This window comes from Streptomyces sp. NPDC002754 (assembly GCF_053592315.1).
Genome location: NZ_JBSFVM010000005.1, coordinates 98,073 through 114,445 on the forward strand (window position 1 = coordinate 98,073; position 16,373 = coordinate 114,445).

11 protein-coding genes are annotated in these 16,373 nt (G+C 71.4%); 8 read left to right on the forward strand and 3 right to left on the reverse strand.

Going from position 1 to position 16,373, the window contains the following annotated elements:
- Nucleotides 1-51 precede the first annotated feature (51 nt).
- The gene (locus tag ACWD2L_RS14465) at nt 52-1,368 is read left to right on the forward strand and encodes an alanine racemase (RefSeq protein ID WP_451189671.1); all 1,317 of its coding nucleotides are present in this window, start codon (nt 52-54) and stop codon (nt 1,366-1,368) included.
- A 210-nt stretch (nt 1,369-1,578) separates the two neighbouring features.
- On the forward strand, nt 1,579-3,177 hold the full coding sequence (locus ACWD2L_RS14470) for an N-acyl-D-amino-acid deacylase family protein (RefSeq protein WP_351340757.1): 1,599 nt from the start codon (nt 1,579-1,581) through the stop codon (nt 3,175-3,177).
- A 9-nt stretch (nt 3,178-3,186) separates the two neighbouring features.
- Here the strand turns inward: ACWD2L_RS14470 and ACWD2L_RS14475 are convergent, their stop codons facing one another.
- Nucleotides 3,187-3,804, reverse strand: coding sequence for an alpha-ketoglutarate-dependent dioxygenase AlkB (locus ACWD2L_RS14475; protein ID WP_351340755.1), 618 nt, complete (start codon nt 3,802-3,804; stop codon nt 3,187-3,189).
- Nucleotides 3,805-4,055: 251 nt separating this feature from the next.
- On the opposite strand from ACWD2L_RS14475, the gene ACWD2L_RS14480 reads away from it, so the two are divergent.
- Together ACWD2L_RS14480 and ACWD2L_RS14485 are read left to right on the forward strand one after the other, a co-directional pair.
- Nucleotides 4,056-5,267: a pyridoxal phosphate-dependent aminotransferase gene (locus tag ACWD2L_RS14480; RefSeq protein ID WP_351340752.1), complete on the forward strand. Its 1,212-nt coding sequence runs from the start codon at nt 4,056-4,058 to the stop codon at nt 5,265-5,267.
- A gap of 106 nt (nt 5,268-5,373) precedes the next feature.
- Nucleotides 5,374-5,772: an SCO4983 family protein gene (locus tag ACWD2L_RS14485; protein ID WP_351340749.1), complete on the forward strand. Its 399-nt coding sequence runs from the start codon at nt 5,374-5,376 to the stop codon at nt 5,770-5,772.
- Between the two features lie 74 nt (nt 5,773-5,846).
- Here the strand turns inward: ACWD2L_RS14485 and ACWD2L_RS14490 are convergent, their stop codons facing one another.
- Entirely contained in the window at nt 5,847-7,685 is a 1,839-nt protein-coding gene (locus tag ACWD2L_RS14490) for a phosphoenolpyruvate carboxykinase (GTP) (protein WP_351337056.1), read from the reverse strand.
- Nucleotides 7,686-7,925: 240 nt separating this feature from the next.
- On the opposite strand from ACWD2L_RS14490, the gene trhA reads away from it, so the two are divergent.
- From trhA to ACWD2L_RS14505, 3 genes are all read left to right on the forward strand, one after another.
- Entirely contained in the window at nt 7,926-8,609 is a 684-nt protein-coding gene (gene trhA / locus ACWD2L_RS14495) for a PAQR family membrane homeostasis protein TrhA (protein WP_351337053.1), read from the forward strand.
- Nucleotides 8,610-8,715: 106 nt separating this feature from the next.
- Nucleotides 8,716-10,269, forward strand: coding sequence for a DHA2 family efflux MFS transporter permease subunit (locus ACWD2L_RS14500; RefSeq protein ID WP_351337050.1), 1,554 nt, complete (start codon nt 8,716-8,718; stop codon nt 10,267-10,269).
- Between the two features lie 11 nt (nt 10,270-10,280).
- Nucleotides 10,281-10,892 carry a TetR/AcrR family transcriptional regulator gene (locus ACWD2L_RS14505; protein ID WP_351337047.1) on the forward strand — a complete coding sequence of 204 codons (612 nt, stop codon included), beginning with the start codon at nt 10,281-10,283 and terminating at the stop codon, nt 10,890-10,892.
- A gap of 96 nt (nt 10,893-10,988) precedes the next feature.
- On the opposite strand, the gene ACWD2L_RS14510 is transcribed toward ACWD2L_RS14505, so the two are convergent.
- On the reverse strand, nt 10,989-13,019 hold the full coding sequence (locus ACWD2L_RS14510) for a thioredoxin domain-containing protein (RefSeq protein ID WP_351337045.1): 2,031 nt from the start codon (nt 13,017-13,019) through the stop codon (nt 10,989-10,991).
- A gap of 142 nt (nt 13,020-13,161) precedes the next feature.
- Between ACWD2L_RS14510 and ACWD2L_RS14515 the strand changes: the two genes are divergently transcribed.
- The gene (locus ACWD2L_RS14515; protein ID WP_351337042.1) at nt 13,162-16,371 is read left to right on the forward strand and encodes a tetratricopeptide repeat protein; all 3,210 of its coding nucleotides are present in this window, start codon (nt 13,162-13,164) and stop codon (nt 16,369-16,371) included.
- The last annotated feature ends 2 nt before the right edge of the window (nt 16,372-16,373 follow it).

The window sequence follows — 16,373 nt, forward strand, 5'->3', positions numbered from 1 at the left end:
ATACGCAATGACCGTTGCAAATGATGCAACGGACTGCCTGGAGGAGGCGCCGTGACCGCCCAGAACGCCGACACTGCCGTCGAGCGCCGTACCGCCCGCCTTGAGGACCTGGCGCGGGAGCGGGTGGACTTCCGCTTCAAGGGGCTGCCCCCCGAGGCGGACGGCGCGACGGTCGGCGAGCTGGCCGCCCGCCGCCTGAACCTCTTCACGGACGGCTTCACCACGCCCGTCCTCGCCCTCTCCGCCGAGCGCCTGGAGCACAACCTCGCGCTCATGGAGACGTACTCGGCGCGCCACGGCCTCGCCTTCGCCCCGCACGGCAAGACGTCGATGGCACCGCAGCTCTTCCACCGGCAGCTCGAGCACGGCGCGTGGGGCATCACCCTCGCGGTGCCGCACCAGGTGCGCGTGGCAAGGGAGTTCGGCATCGACCGGATCTTCCTGGCGAACGAACTGGTCGACGCGGCGGCACTGAAGTGGCTCTCGGGGGAACTGGACGCGGCCCCCTCCTTCCGCTTCACCTGCTACGTCGACTCCGTGCGGGGCGTGGAGTTGATGCAGGCGGCGCTGGCCGAGGCCGGCGCGAGCCGCCCGGTCGACGTGGTCGTGGAGCTGGGCGCGGGCGACGGCGCGCGCACCGGGGCCCGTACGGAGGCGGACTGCGCGGCGATCGCGGACGCGGTGGCCGCCTCCTCCGCGCTGCGTCTGGTGGGTGTCGCGGGCTACGAGGGCGAGGTGCCGGACGCCGACGGCGAGCGGGTGCGGGCGTGGCTGCGCCGACTGGTGGCGCTCGCGGCGGAGTTCGACAAGGCGGGCCGGTTCGCGGGCCTCGGCCTCGACGAGATCGTGGTGAGCGCGGGTGGCTCCGCGTGGTTCGACGCGGTGGCGGACGTCTTCGCGGAGATCCCCGAACTCACGCTCCCCGTCATGAAGTTGCTCCGCTCCGGCGCCTACGTATCGCACGACGACGGCCACTACCGGCACCTGACCCCGTTCAACCGGGTCCCGGAAGAGGGCGCGCTGGAACCGGCGTTCCGGCTGTGGGCGCAGTTCGTCTCGCGCCCCAACGACCAGCAGGCCTTCACCAACGCGGGTAAGCGGGACGCCGCGTACGACATCGACCTGCCCGAGGCGCAGGTCGTCCGGGACGCGCGGACGGGCGAGGTCCGGGAGGCGACGGGCGTCGCGGTCACGGGCCTCTCCGACCAGCACGGGTGGGTTCGCACGGAGCCGGGGGCGGGGGTCGAGGTGGGCGACTGGCTCGGCATGGGCCTCTCGCACCCGTGCACGTCCTTCGACAAGTGGCAGCTGATCCCCCTGGTGGAGTCGGACGGCACGGTCGTGGACTACATCCGCACGTACTTCTGACCCCGGGGCTCCGCCCCGGACCCCGCTGCTCAATCGCCGCAGGGGCTTGATCTAGCAAGCCCGGCCGGCGATTGAGGCCGTCCAGCCCCGCCGGCGTTTGAGGCGCGGGGTCCGGGGCGGAGCCCCGGTTTCGGGAAGGGGCGGGGAGGGGAGATCCGCCCGCCGCAGGCGCCCACGCACCCACGCACACCCGCCCAGAGAGGCACCCCCATGGACCTGGTCATCCGCGACGCCCGCGTCATCGACGGCAGCGGCAACGCTTCGTACCGAGCCGACGTATCCGTCAAGGCCGGCCGCATCGCCGAGATCCACAAGGAGGGAGACGGCCCCCGCCCCACAGCCCCCCGCACCATCGAGGCCAACGGCCTCGCCCTCTCCCCCGGCTTCATCGACATGCACGCGCACAGCGACCTCGCCGTGCTCCGCGACCCGGACCACAGCGCGAAGGCCGCCCAGGGCGTCACCCTCGAAGTCCTCGGCCAGGACGGCCTGTCCTACGCCCCCGTCGACGACCGCACCCTCGCCCAGGTCCGCCAGGCCATCACCGGCTGGAACGGCGACGGTTCGGACATCGACTTCGACTGGCGCACCGTCGGCGAGTACCTCGACCGCATCGACCGCCAGGGCACCGCGGTGAACGCCGCGTACCTCATCCCGCAGGGCACCGTCCGCATGTACGCCGTCGGCTGGGACGACCGCGACGCGACCCCGGCCGAGCTGGAGCGCATGAAGCAGCTCGTCGCCGAGGGCATGGAGCAGGGCGCCGTCGGCATGTCGTCAGGCCTCACCTACACCCCGGGCATGTACGCGAAGGACGCCGAACTCACCGAACTCTGCCGGGTCGTGGCGGCCTACGACGGCTACTACTGCCCCCACCACCGCAGTTACGGCGCCGGCGCCCTCGACGCGTACCGGGAGATGGTGGAGCTGACCCGCACCGCGGGCTGCTCCCTGCACCTCGCGCACGCCACGATGAACTTCGGCGTGAACAAGGGCAAGGGCGTCGACCTGCTGGCTCTCCTCGACGGGGCCATCGCGGACGGCGCCGACATCAGCCTGGACACGTACCCGTACACGCCGGGCGCCACAACTCTCGTGGCGATGCTGCCGAGTTGGGCCAACGAGGGCGGCCCCGACGCCACCCTCGCCCGCCTCCAGGACGACGAGACCGCCGAGCGGATGCGGCACCACGTCGAGGAGATCGGCTCGGACGGCTGTCACGGCGTGCCGATCGAGTGGGACAGGATCGAGATCTCGGGCGTCTCAGGCCCCGGCCTGGCCTCCTACGTCGGCAAGACGGTCGCCCAGTCGGCCACCGAGCGCGGCGAGTCCCCCTGGGTCACCGCCCGCCGGCTCCTCATCGACGACAAGCTGGGCTCGACGATCCTCCAGCACGTCGGCCACGAGGACAACGTCCGGGCGATCATGCAGCACTCCGTGCACACGGGTGGCAGCGACGGCATCCTCCAGGGCGACAAGCCGCACCCGCGCGCGTACGGCACGTTCCCGCACTACCTGGGCCACTACGCCCGCGACCTCGGCGTCATGTCCCTGGAGGAGACGGTCGCGCACCTCACCTCGCGCCCGGCCGCCCGCCTGCGCCTGCCGGACCGCGGCCTGGTCCGCGAGGGGTACCGCGCCGACCTGGTCCTGTTCGACCCTCAGACGGTCGCGGCGGGCTCCACGTTCGAGGCGCCGCGGACGCTGCCAGTGGGCATCCCGCACGTCCTCGTCGACGGGCAGTTCGTGATCGAGGACGGCAAGCGTACGAACGTGCTCGCGGGCCGGTCGGTGCGCAGGACCGCCTGATCGCCCCGGTCACCGCACCCCGCGCGGCCGGAACTGGACGCTGATCCGGCCTCCGGCCGCGCGGGCGGACTTGGGGATCGCGTGCTCCCAGGTCCGCTGGCAGGACCCGCCCATGACGATGAGGTCGCCGTGCCCGAGCGGGCGGCGCACGACAGGGCCGCCGCCGACGGGCCGCAGCGTCAGGTCCCGCGGCGTGCCCACGGACAGGATGGCGACCATCGTGTCCTCGCGGGCGCCGCGCCCGATCCGGTCGCCGTGCCAGGCGACGCTGTCCCGGCCGTCCCGGTAGTAGCAGAGGCCCGCCGTGCTGAACGGTTCGCCCAACTCCCGCGCGTAGTGTGCCGACAGCGCGTCCCGCGCCCCGTCGAGCACGGGGTGCGGCAGCGCCTCCCCCGCGTCGTAGAACTTGAGCAGCCGCGGCACGTCGACCATCCGCTCGTACATCTGCCGCCGCTCGGCTTTCCACGGCACGTCGCCCGCGAGGCGTTCGTACAGCTCGTCGGCCCCGCGCAGCCACCCCGGCAGCACGTCGATCCAGGCGCCGGCTCCTAGCACGGTCCGCCGCACGGCACCGAGCCCGCCGAGTGCGATGTCCTCGGCCTGGTCGAACAGCGATCCCTGAAGCATGCCTCCACCGTAGCGAATGTTTCGAACATACGCGCGATTAGACGCGCGGTGCCGCCGTCCGGAGGACGCGCGTGGTCCATCTCACCCGCCCCTCCGACCCGCCGCATCCAAGCCGCGACCACCCCGGAACCCGCCGTTCCGGAGGTATCCGGCACCGCGTGCCACCGCATCCGAAACCCGCGCGGCCCGCACCGCCCCACCGGCCGACAAAGGGTGCGCGGCATCCCGAAACACGGCCGTAAAGTTTGGGGATGCAGCTCATCCAGTCGACCAAGCTCTCCAACGTCTGCTACGAGATCCGTGGCCCGGTTCTCGAAGAAGCGATGCGGCTGGAGGCGGCAGGGCACCGCATCCTCAAGCTCAACACCGGCAACCCGGCGGCGTTCGGCTTCGAGTGCCCGCCGGAGATCCTCGAGGACATGCTCCGCAACCTCGGGGACGCGCACGGCTACGGCGACGCCAAGGGTCTCCTCGCTGCCCGCCGCGCCGTGATGATGCACTACCAGACCCTCGGCGTGGAGACGGACGTCGAGCACGTCTTCATCGGCAACGGCGTCTCCGAGCTGATCGTGATGGCGATGCAGGGACTCCTCGACGACGGGGACGAAGTGCTCGTCCCCGCGCCCGACTACCCCCTGTGGACCGCCGCCGTCTCGCTCTCCGGCGGCACCGCCGTGCACTACCGCTGCGACGAGCAGGCCGACTGGATGCCGGACCTCGCCGACATCGAGCGCAAGGTGACCGACCGCACCAAGGCGATCGTCATCATCAACCCCAACAACCCCACCGGCGCCGTATACAGCGACGAGATGCTGCGCGGCATCACCGACATCGCCCGCCGCCACAACCTCCTCGTCTGCTCCGACGAGATCTACGACAAGATCCTCTACGACGACGCCACGCACACCCCGACCGCCGCCATCGCGCCGGACCTGATGACGCTCACCTTCAACGGCATGTCGAAGGCGTACCGCGTGGCCGGCTACCGCGTCGGCTGGATGGCGATCTCGGGGCCGCGCGCGCACGCGGAGTCGTACATCGAGGGCCTGACGATCCTGGCGAACATGCGTCTGTGCGCGAACATGCCGGGCCAGCACGGCGTCGTCGCGGCGCTCAGCGGACGCCAGACGGTGAACGATCTGGTGCTGCCGGGCGGGCGGCTGAAGGAGCAGCGTGACGTCGCGTACGAGCTGCTCACGCAGATCCCGGGCGTGAGCTGCGTGAAGCCGAAGGGGGCGCTGTACCTCTTCCCGCGCCTCGACCCCAAGGTCTTCAAGGTCAAGGACGACCGGCAGATGGTCCTCGACCTGCTGCGGGCCGAGAAGATCATGGTGGTGCACGGCACCGGCTTCAACTGGCCGGAGCCCGACCACTTCCGCGTCGTCACGCTGCCCGACACCCGGCAGCTGACGGAGGCGGTGACCCGGATCGGGAATTTCCTGGACGGCTACAGCCAGCCGTGACCGTCAGCCCTCTTTCGCGACACTCCTACTTTGGACCAGTTCTAATTTAGACACGATCCAAGGTACGATGGAGGCCAAGCTGACACGCACGCCCTGGAGGCCTCCCATGTACGAGCCGATCCGCACCAAGTCGGTCCACTCGACGGCGGCCGACAGCGGCGAGTTCCCGCACCGCTCCCGCGAGGAGGAGCTGGACATCCAGCTCGCCGGCCACCTGGCCGCCCTCCTCGCAGTGACGGACGAGCTGCGCCACCTCACGCCGAGCGCCGATCTGGACGAGGCTGCGGAGTCGCTCGCCTCGCAGGTGGCCCGGCTGCGTGGCGGCCTGATGCCGCTCCGCGCCGCAGTGGCCGCCGCCATTCACGAACCCGCCCTCGACGCGCTCCACCAGCGGGCGCACGCCCTCGCGGGCCGCGCCCTGGTGGTCGCGGCCTCCCGGGCCGACACCGCCGCCGCGATCCTGGCGGCGCAGCGCATGGAGGCGCACGCCCTCGTCGCCGCCTAGACCCTGTCGTTGCATGAAGTGGGCCCCCGCACGCGGCGCGTGCGGGGGCCCACTCATGTCCGGTTGTCCGGTCGTCAGCCGAGCCGGTCCACCAGCTTGCGGTACTCGTCCCACAGCTCCGTCGGCGTGTGGTCGCCGAACGTGTTGAGGTGCGCGGGGACGAGCGACGCCTCGTCGCGCCATGCTTCCTTGTCCACCGTCAGCAGGAAGTCCAGGTCGGCGTCGGCCAGTTCGAGGCCCTTGGTGTCCAGGGACTCCTTGGTCGGCAGGATACCGATCGGCGTCTCGACGCCCTCGGCGCGGCCGTCGAGGCGGTCCACGATCCACTTCAGGACACGCGAGTTCTCACCGAAGCCGGGCCACACGAACTTGCCGTCCGCGTTCTTCCGGAACCAGTTGACGTAGTAGATCTTCGGCAGCTTGGCGGCATCCTTATCGGCACCGACCTTCACCCAGTGCGCCATGTAGTCGCCCATGTTGTAACCGCAGAACGGCAGCATGGCGAACGGGTCGCGGCGCAGCTCGCCGACCTTGCCCTCGGCGGCGGCGGTCTTCTCGGAGGCCACGTTCGCGCCGAGGAAGACGCCGTGGTTCCAGTCGAAGGACTCGGTGACCAGCGGCACGGCCGAGGCGCGACGGCCGCCGAACAGGATCGCCGAGATCGGCACGCCCTTCGGGTCCTCCCACTCGGGCGCGATGATCGGGCACTGCGACGCGGGCGTGGTGAAGCGCGCGTTGGGGTGGGCGGCTGGGACGCCCGACTCCGGGGTCCAGGAGTTGCCCTTCCAGTCGGTGAGGTGCGCCGGAGTCTCCTCCGTCATGCCCTCCCACCAGACGTCGTTGTCGTCGGTGAGCGCGACGTTCGTGAAGACCGAGTTGCCCCACAGGGTCTTCATGGCGTTGGCGTTGGTGTGCTCGCCGGTGCCGGGCGCGACGCCGAAGAAACCGGCCTCGGGGTTGATCGCGTAGAGCCGGCCGTCCTCGCCGAACCGCATCCAGGCGATGTCGTCACCGATCGTCTCGACGGTCCAGCCGGAGATCGTGGGCTCCAGCATCGCGAGGTTCGTCTTGCCACAGGCGGACGGGAAGGCGGCGGCGACGTACTTCGACTCGCCGGTCGGCGGCGTGAGCTTGAGGATCAGCATGTGCTCGGCGAGCCAGCCCTCGTCACGCGCCATGACGGACGCGATGCGCAGGGCGTAGCACTTCTTGCCGAGCAGGGCGTTGCCGCCGTACCCGGAGCCGTACGACCAGATCTCGCGGTCCTCGGGGAAGTGCGAGATGTACTTCGTGGAGTTGCACGGCCACGGGACGTCCGCCTCGTCCGGACCCAGCGGGGCGCCCAGCGTGTGCACGGCCTTCACGAAGAAGCCGTCCTCGCCCAGCTCCTCGAGGACCGGCTGGCCCATCCGGGTCATCGTGCGCATGGAGACGGCCACGTACGCCGAATCGGTGATCTCGACGCCGATCGCGGACAGCGGCGAACCGAGCGGGCCCATGCAGAACGGGACGACGTACATGGTCCGTCCGCGCATCGAGCCACGGAAGATCCCCCCGTTCCCCTCGTTCCCCCGAAAGATCTCCCGCATCTCCGCGGGGGCCTTCCAGTGGTTCGTGGGGCCCGCGTCCTCCTCCTTCTCGGAGCAGATGAACGTACGGTCCTCGACGCGCGCGACATCGGACGGGTCGGAGGCGGCGTAGTACGAGTTGGGGCGCTTGATGGGGTCGAGCTTCTTGAACGTCCCCTTCGCGACGAGCTCCTCGGCGAGGCGCTCGTACTCGGCCTCGGAGCCGTCACACCAGACCACACTGTCCGGCTGCGTGAGTTCTGCGATCTCGTTGACCCACGAGATCAGTTCCTGGTGCTTGGTCGGGAGGGTGTCCAGGGAGGGAGCCGCGATGTCGCGCGCCACGATCGCTCCTAAATGAGGGATTCTGAGGTTGATTGCCCCGTGGGGGCTGCGACCCGGACGCTGCGCCTCCCAGTCCACTGGAGCTCAGTGGGCGCTCATCCGGTGCCGACCGCACTCATTTGATCATCCGACCGAAACGCCCATCTGTCCAGGGGGCCTCACAAGTGAGCGAAGTGAGCATCACCACTCATCGGGCCCGTTACCTACGGTCGCGTAGGTTCGGCTGGGTACGATGCCGGGATGAGCGTCGCCACCGAGCAGCCCGAGGTCCCAGCCGTCCAGCCCTCCGTGCTGAAGCCGAGACTGCGCGGCTGGCTGCACGCGGGCATGTTCCCCGCCGTGCTGATCTCGGGCATCTTCCTCACGGCCCTCGCGGACTCGACGCGCGGCCGGATCGCGTGCGCCATCTTCGTGCTGACCGCCTGCCTGCTGTTCGGCGTGAGCGCGCTCTACCACCGGGGGAACTGGGGGCCGCGCGCGGACGGCGTACTGCGCCGCCTCGACCACGCGAACATCTTCCTGATCATCGCCGGTACGTATACGCCGCTGACGATGCTGCTGCTCCCCGGCGCCAAGGGTGACGCCCTGCTGTGGAGCGTCTGGGCGGCGGCCGCGGCAGGCATCGTCTTCCGCGTCTTCTGGGTCGGCGCCCCGCGCTGGCTCTACACGCCGTGCTACATCGCGATGGGCTGGGCCGCGGTCTTCTTCCTGCCGGACTTCATGCGCACGGGCGGCATCGCGGTGCTCGTCCTGGTGATCGTCGGCGGCCTGCTCTACAGCGCGGGCGGCGTCATCTACGGCATCAAGCGCCCGAACCCGTCACCACGCTGGTTCGGCTTCCACGAGGTCTTCCACTCCCTGACCCTCGCGGCGTTCATCGTCCACTACGTCGGTATCTCCCTGGTGGCGTACCAGCACGGCTGACCCCCCCCTTCTCCATGGCCGCGGCTCACCAGCCGCGGCCATTTTTGCGTTTCCGAGGGCAACTCTTTATTGACGGACACTATGAAGTGACAGCTACTCTCATTTCATGGTTACTGTCACTCAACAAGTGGAGTCGCGCCCCGACCCTCGGCGCTGGTGGGCCCTCGGGGCCCTGGTCGCGAGCATGCTCGTGCTCGGCTTCGACATGACGATCCTCAACGTCGCGCTGCCCACGATCGCCGGAGAACTCGGCGCCACCACGGGCCAGCAGCAGTGGATGGCGGACGCGTACATCGTGGTGTTCGCCGCCCTGATGCTCCCGGCGGGACTGCTCGGCGACCGGTTCGGGCGGCGCCGGATGCTGATCGGCGGACTCGGCATCTTCCTCGCCGCGTCCGTCGTGGGCGCGCTCGCCGGTGACGTGGGCTGGGTGATCGCGGCCCGCGCGCTGATGGGCGTCGGCGGCGCCTTCGTGATGCCGCTCGCCATGTCGGTCATCCCCTCGCTGTTCGCGCGGGACGAGCAGACGAAGGCGATCGGGGCCATCTCCGCGGCCTCCGCGCTCGGGATGCCGCTCGGCCCGATCATCGGCGGCTGGCTGCTCGACCACTTCTGGTGGGGCTCGGTGTTCGTACTGAACGTGCCGATGGTCGCGATCGGCATCACCGCCTGCCTGTTCCTGCTCCCCGAGAGCCGGGACCCGGCCGCGCCCAAGGTCGACCTCGTCTCCACCGTGCTCACCGCGCTCGGCCTCGGCACCCTCATCTACGCGATCATCGAAGGCCCCGAGAAGGGCTGGTCGAGCGCCGTCGTGCTCGGCGGATTCCTTGCGTCCGTCGTCCTGATCGGCGCGCTGGTGCTGCGCGAGCGACGCAGCTCGCGGCCCATGCTCGACCTCTCACTCCTGTCCCACCGGGGCTTCCTCACCAACACCCTGGCGGCGACGCTCGGCATGTTCATCATGGCCGGGCTGCTGTTCCTGCTGCCGCAGTACCTCCAGGCGGTGCTCGGCATCGACTCGCTCGGCACCGGCCTGCGGATGGTGCCGATGATGGGCGGGATGCTCGTCGCGGCGAGGCTGGCGCAGCCCTTGGTCGCGAAGTTCGGGGCGCGGGCGGTGATCTGCGTGGCCCTGGTGGTCCTCGCCTTCGCCGCGTTCCTCGGGGCGCGCACCACCGTCGACTCCGGGTACGGCTTCACGGCGCTGTGGCTGTCGATCGCCGGGATCGGCATCGCCTTCGCCATGATCCCCGCGATGGGCGGCGCCATGGGCGCACTCGCCAAGGACCAGGCGGGCCGCGGCTCGGGCCTGCTGTCCACCGTGCGACAGACCGGCTCCGCACTCGGCGTGGCCCTGCTCGGCGCCCTCGTCTCCGGCGCCTACGCGGGCCGACTCGCCACGGCGGGGCTGCCCGACGCGGCGGCGGACGTGGCGCACGACTCGGTGATCGGCGCGCACATGGTCGCCGGGAAGCTCGGCGACCGGGCGCTCGCCGCATCGGCGGACAGCGCGTTCGTCCACGGCATGGACCTGGCCCTGGTCGTCATCGGCATCGTCGCCCTGGCCGCCGCGCTGCTGACGGCGGTGCTGCTGCCCGGTCCCGAGAAGACAGGCCCCACTCCCGACCCGGAGGTCGCCCCGGTCGGCGCCGATGCCTGAGAATGAGCGCCATGGCCGCGTCAGCACAGCAGCCCGCGGAGCCCAAGGTGGGGCTCCGCGAGCGCAAGAAGATCAAGACCAGGACGGCGATCCGTGAGGCGACGTACCGCCTGATCGAGGAGCAGGGGTACGACACGACGACAGTCGAGCAGATCGCCGAGGCCGCCGAGGTCTCGCCGTCCACGGTCTTCCGCTACTTCCCGACCAAGGAGGACATCGTCCTCACGGACGAGTTCGACCCGATCCTGGAGCGGGAGCTGCGGGCACGGCCGAAGGACGAGTCGATCGTCGAATCCGTGCGGCACGTCGTCGACCGCAGCCTGGAACTCGCGTTCGCGGACGAGCGGCCGGAGATCACCCGGCTGCGGATGCGCCTCCAGGTCGAGACGCCCGCGGTGCGCTCCCGGATGATGGAGTCGATGTCGGTGACCGGCAGGCTGATGTGCCGGGTCATCGCCGAGCGCACCGGCCGGGACGCCGCCGACCTCGAAGTCCGGGTCTACGCCATGGCGTTGGTCGGCGCCCTGATGCAGGCAACGATGTACTGGGCCGAGCACGGCCACGAGGACGACCTGCGCGAACTCGTGCTGCGCGCCCTCGACACGGTGCAGCACGGGCTCTGAGCCGCCATTCAAGCCCCGTTCTTGGACGAGAGCCCGCGGGGTCCGGGGCAGAGCCCCGCGTCCTCAACACCGGTACGGCTCAAACGGCGCCGGGGACTACCGCTGCGACTCCCCAAGCATCCGCCGCAACCCGTCGACATCGGTCACCGGCGCGTCGCACACGAAGTGCCGGCATACGTAGGCGGCTTCCCGCCCGTCGACGAGCGGCCGGTCGACCAGCAGCGGAAGCTCGCCGCCACCCTCCTCACCCGCCGCGACGACCGCCCCCGGAGCCGTCCCGATGAGCGCCGCGTGGTGCAGCCGCCCACCGACCTCCCCCACGACCGCGATCTCGCGCGGCCCGTCGAGCAGCGCCTCGGCGACCGCGAGCCCGTTCCCGATGAACCGCGGGGCGCGCGGGGCGAGGGCCTTGACGACGCCGAGGGCGCGCTCGGCGGCAGTGCGGTGCGGCTCGGAACCGGTGTGCGCGGCATACGACAGAAGCGCGCCCGCCGCGGCGGTCCAGCCGGAGGGCGTGGCGTTGTCGGTCGGATCCTGGGGCCGCCGGATGAGCTTCTCGGCGTCGACCGCGGTGTCGTACAGCGCGCCGCTCTCCCGGTCCACGAACCGGTCAAGGACGTGGTCGAGCAGGAACCCGGCGAACTCCAGCCACACGCCCTCACCGGTCACGGACGCGAGCGCGAGGAAACCCTCGGCGACGTCCGCGTAGTCCTCAAGGACACCCGCGTTGGCGCCGACGTGCCCGTCCTTGCTGGTCCGCGCCAGCCGGGCAAGCGGGTCCATGTGCAGGCGTACGAGCAGGTCGCCCGCGCACACGGCGGCATCCACCAGATCCTGCCGGCCGAAGTACGCACCGGTCTCGGCGAGCGCGGCGATCGCGAGCCCGTTCCACGCGGCGACGACCTTGTCGTCCCGGCCGGGCGCGGGGCGCTCGGCGCGGGCGGCGGTCAGCCGCTGCCGGATGCGCTCGACCTGCCCGGCGTCGAACACCTCGTCGCCCTGCGGGAGCTGAAGCACCGAGGAACCCTCCTCGAAGGTGCCCTCCTCGGTGACCCCGAAGCAGCGTGCGGCGACGGCGGCGTCCTCGTCACCGAGCACCTCGGCGAGCTGCCGCGGCGTCCACACGTAGTACGCGCCCTCGACGTGCTTCCCGCTCGCCGGGTCCTCGCTGTCGGCGTCGAGCGCGGACGCGAATCCGCCCTCGTTCGTCCGCAGCTCGCGCACCATGAAGTCGGCGGTTTCGAGGGCGACGCGCTTGGCCAGTTCGGAGCCGGTGGAGCGCCACAAATGCGCGTACGCGCGGCACAGCAGCGCGTTGTCGTACAGCATCTTCTCGAAGTGCGGCACCGTGAACTCCCGGTCCACCGAGTACCGCGCGAACCCGCCGCCGAGCTGGTCGTAGATCCCGCCGCGCGCCATCCGCTCGCAGGTGTCCACGGCCATCTGCAGCGCACCCTCCGCGCCGGTACGCGCGTGGTGCCGCAGCAGGAACTCGACCACCATGGACGGCGGGAACTTGGGCGCGCCGCCGAAGCCGCCGTACGTCGCGTCGTACTCGCGCGTGAGCCCGAGCAGCGCCTGCGCCAGCTCGTTCTCGCCCGGCAACTCCGTGTTCCCGTAGGGCAGTTCGCGCGCGGCCAGATCGGCGGTGATCTTCCCGGCGACCTCGGTGACCTCGCCGTGCCGCTCGGTCCACGCGTCCCGCACGCCGTGCAGGACCTGCGTGAACGAGGGCATGCCGTGGCGCGGCTCCGGCGGGAAGTACGTGCCGAAGTAGAACGGCTCGGCGTCCGGCGTCAGGAACACGGTCATGGGCCAGCCGCCCTGGCCGGTCGCGGCCTGCACGGCCTCCATGTAGACGGCGTCGACGTCCGGGCGTTCTTCGCGGTCGACCTTGATGTTGACGAAGTTGTCGTTCAGGACGGCGGCGGTGGCCCCGTCCTCGAAGGACTCATGGGCCATCACGTGACACCAGTGACAGCTCGAATACCCGACGCTGAGCAGCACCGGCACCCCGCGCCGCTGCGCCTCCGCGAAGGCGTCGGCCGACCAGGGCCACCAGTCCACCGGGTTATCGGCGTGCTGGAGGAGGTAGGGGGACGTTTCATGGGCCAGTCGGTTCGGCATGCGTCCCATCCTCGCTCATGGTGCCGCGCTGCCTCACTCAAGCCGCCCCGCGTCGCGCCTCTGATCGCCGGGACCCTCGCGCCGACACCCCATACGCAGCACACTTGACCCCGTACTTGTCGCCACCGGAGGGGGACCGAATATGCGGGACAGCCATCGGGCGGAAGCCGAACGGCTGTTGGCTCGGGCCGTGGAGGAAGAGGTCAGGCGTTCGGGAGGGCGCGCGGACGGGGCCGTGCTGCTGTCGCGGGCGAAGGGCGCGCTGGACGCGATGGGGCGCAGCGCGACCGAGGAGTACGACGCGTTCACCCGGGCCCTCGACGAGGCCGACGCGGGGCGGATGACGTTCGGGCAGCGGTTCGCCAAGGAGGGCGGGTCAACGCCGTTGATGGTGGCGGGAGTCGGTGCCGTCACCGCCTGTGTCGCGGATCTGGTGCTGGGGGCCGGGACCGGTACGGCCGTGGGCGCGGGGGTCGCCGTCGCCGTGCTGGGGTCCGCCACGACCGTCGCGAAGGTGACCGCTTCGCACGTGCCGGCCGCGAGCCGCAGCGCCGGGGCACGCAATCAGCCGGGCGGGCCCGAGCAGCTGCGGTTGCAGTGGCTGACCGCACTTGAGGTGCGGGGTATACGGCCGTTCCTCGACCAGCAGCGGGTGCTCGCCGCGAGCACCGGCACGTCGAAGAAGACGGTGGGGCCGCAGCTGCGGCGGACCGACAAGAGCGCGGCCGCGCGGCGGCGCAGCGTCCTTGAGCAGTCGTTCGGTCAACTCCCGGAGCCCGAGGGCCCGTTCGCGGGGCGGCGTGTCGCCATGTCGCAGATCGCGCAGTGGGTGCACGCGGCGCGGGCCAGTACCGAGACCCGGCCGACCGTGGTGGTGCTGCACGGGGAACCGGGCTCGGGGCGCACGACGCTCGCGGTGCGCGCGGCGCACGAGCTGCGGGACCAGTTCCGCGGGGCGTGCGTGGTGGATCTGCGCGGCGACCGCCCGGACGCGCCGCCGCTGCCCACGCGCGACGCGCTGCTGCATCTGCTGAACCGGCTCGGGGCGCCGCGCGAGCAGCTGCTCTTCCGTGAGCGGTCCTCGCAGGAGCAGCAGGTCAAGCGGCTCAGCGAGCTGTACCACCAGCATCTGACCGGGCTGCCGGTGACGATCGTCCTCGACGACGCGGCGAGCGCGGATCAGGTGCGCACGCTCGTGCCCGAGCGCTCCGACAGCCTCGTCGTCGTCACCTCGCGCGAGCCCTTGGAGCTCGGCGACGACACGCCCGCCTGGGTGCACCACCTTCCCGTCCAGGCGCTGGACGCGGCGGGCGCGGAGGAGCTGCTGCGGGAGGCCGCGGAGGACCCGAGCGGGCCGTACGACGCCGAATCCACCGATGTCGTACGGGAGTTGTGCGGCGGCCTGCCGCTGGCGCTGCGTGTCGCGGGTTCCGCGATCGGGCCGCGCACGACGCGTCAGCTCGCCGCCGACCTCGCCGCGTACGGGCCCGTGGACCCGGTCGAGCGGGTGCTGTGGCTGCGCTACACCGACCAGTCCGAGCAGGGCAGGCGGCTGTTGCGGAGGCTCGCGCTCGCCGGGCGCGCCTCGCTCGGCGCGGCCGCCGCGGCGGCGCTGCTCGCCACCAACACGGCGGAGGCGAAGCGGCACCTGTCGGCGCTCGCGGGCGCCGGGCTCGTCGACCACGTGCGCGGCAGCCGCTACCGCCTGCACGACGTCGTGCGCACCTTCGCCCAGGCCCGCCTCGCCGACGAGGAGGAGCCCGCGGAGCGCACGGCCGCGCAGGAGCGCCTGATCCAGAACTACGCGGACCTGGCCGACTCGGTGATCCGTCTGGTCGACGGCAACATGTCGACGCGCGCGGGCCAGCCGGGGCCGCACGGCTTCACGTCCCTGGACGCGGCGCTGCGCTGGCTCGACGACGAGTCGAGCTTCATCACGGCGGCGCTGCGGCACGCCGAGGGCGTCAACCAGGACGCGGTGCTCGGCCTGCTCGGCGCGCTGTGCGACTACTGCCTGCTGCGCGGCGACCTCTACCGGCTCGGCGAGATCCAGGAGCTGACACAATCCATCGACCAGGGCCTGCTCATGCGCTCGGTCCAGTGGCGGACGGGTATCGCGGCCCGCCAGCTCGGCGAGCTCGACAAGGCGCGTACGACGCTGTCCTCGGTGGTCGACCTCTACCGCGAGGCGCACCACAGGGCGGGCGAGGGCCGCGCGCTGTGCTCCCTCGGCATCACCCTGCACCACCAGGGCCAACTCACCGAGGCGGCCGGGCGGTTGCGGGAGGCGCTCGACCTTCAGACGACGCCGGAGACCAAGGGCGACCGCGGCTGGACGCTGCACGCGCTCGCGGCGGTCGAGCGCGACCGCGCCAACGTACGCATGGCGCTCGCGCTGCTCACCGACGCGTTCGCCCTGCACCGCGAGAACGAGTCGCTGCACGGTGAGGCGTGGGCGCACTTCCAGCTCGGCCAGCTCTGCCTGCGGATGGGCAACGTGCCGCGCGCGGAGGAGGAGCTGCGGGAGGCGCTCGACCTGTACGGGCAGACCCGCGACAACCGTGGCCAGGCCTGGGCGCTGACCGAGCTGGCCCGCGCCCGGCTCATCGACGGCGAGGCGTCCGCGGCGGTCGACGGCCTGCGCCAGGCGGCGTCCCGGCACCGTGACAACGAGGACGCGCGCGGCGAGGCGTGGACGTACTACTACCTGGGCCAGGCCCTGGAGGAGACCGGCGACCTCGACAAGGCGGTACGGGAGCTGGAGCGCTCACGCACGATGTTCTCCCGGATGCGCGACGTCTACGGCCTGGCCTGCGCCCGCCACCACTCGGCGCGCGTCACCCGCGACGAACGGGCCGCTCAGACGGGGTCCTTGCGCAACTCCGGCTTCGCCCGGCAGCTCCTGGTCGACGCCCGCGCCGACTTCCAGCGGATCGGCGTGCCGCACGGCGAGGCGTGGACGTGCCTGGAGCTGGCGGTGGTCGACGCGGGCAACGCGCGGCTCGCGCAGGCGATGGAGTTGTGCGAGGAGGCGGCGGGCATCTTCGCCGGGTACGAGGACCGCAGGGGCGAGGACTGGGCGACGTTCCTGCGCTGCACGCTGCTTCCGTACGCCTCCCCCGGCGGCTCGGAGGTCGGCACGGCGGTCGCGCAGGAGGAGCTGTCCCAGCTCGCCGCCGCCACGCATCCGGCCCGCGACGGCAAGCTCGACGACTACGTGGAGGCGTACCAGCTGCTTCTGGAGCGGGGCGTGGATCTGGACGCCGGCTGGCAGGCCTGGCGCCTCGGCATGGTCCCGAACCGCCACTCACGGGACGTGATGGGCGTCGCCAAGGAGGCACAGCCGTCATAGCC

Excerpts from the sequence above, each read along its gene's own strand:
- ACWD2L_RS14470 (WP_351340757.1), top strand. The coding sequence starts at position 1,579 with ATGGACCTGGTCATCCGCGACGCCCGCGTCATCGACGGCAGCGGCAAC.
- ACWD2L_RS14475 (WP_351340755.1), bottom strand. The coding sequence starts at position 3,804 with ATGCTTCAGGGATCGCTGTTCGACCAGGCCGAGGACATCGCACTCGGC.
- ACWD2L_RS14480 (WP_351340752.1), top strand. The coding sequence starts at position 4,056 with ATGCAGCTCATCCAGTCGACCAAGCTCTCCAACGTCTGCTACGAGATC.
- ACWD2L_RS14485 (WP_351340749.1), top strand. The coding sequence starts at position 5,374 with ATGTACGAGCCGATCCGCACCAAGTCGGTCCACTCGACGGCGGCCGAC.
- trhA (WP_351337053.1), top strand. The coding sequence starts at position 7,926 with ATGAGCGTCGCCACCGAGCAGCCCGAGGTCCCAGCCGTCCAGCCCTCC.
- ACWD2L_RS14500 (WP_351337050.1), top strand. The coding sequence starts at position 8,716 with ATGGTTACTGTCACTCAACAAGTGGAGTCGCGCCCCGACCCTCGGCGC.
- ACWD2L_RS14505 (WP_351337047.1), top strand. The coding sequence starts at position 10,281 with ATGGCCGCGTCAGCACAGCAGCCCGCGGAGCCCAAGGTGGGGCTCCGC.
- ACWD2L_RS14510 (WP_351337045.1), bottom strand. The coding sequence starts at position 13,019 with ATGCCGAACCGACTGGCCCATGAAACGTCCCCCTACCTCCTCCAGCAC.
- ACWD2L_RS14515 (WP_351337042.1), top strand. The coding sequence starts at position 13,162 with ATGCGGGACAGCCATCGGGCGGAAGCCGAACGGCTGTTGGCTCGGGCC.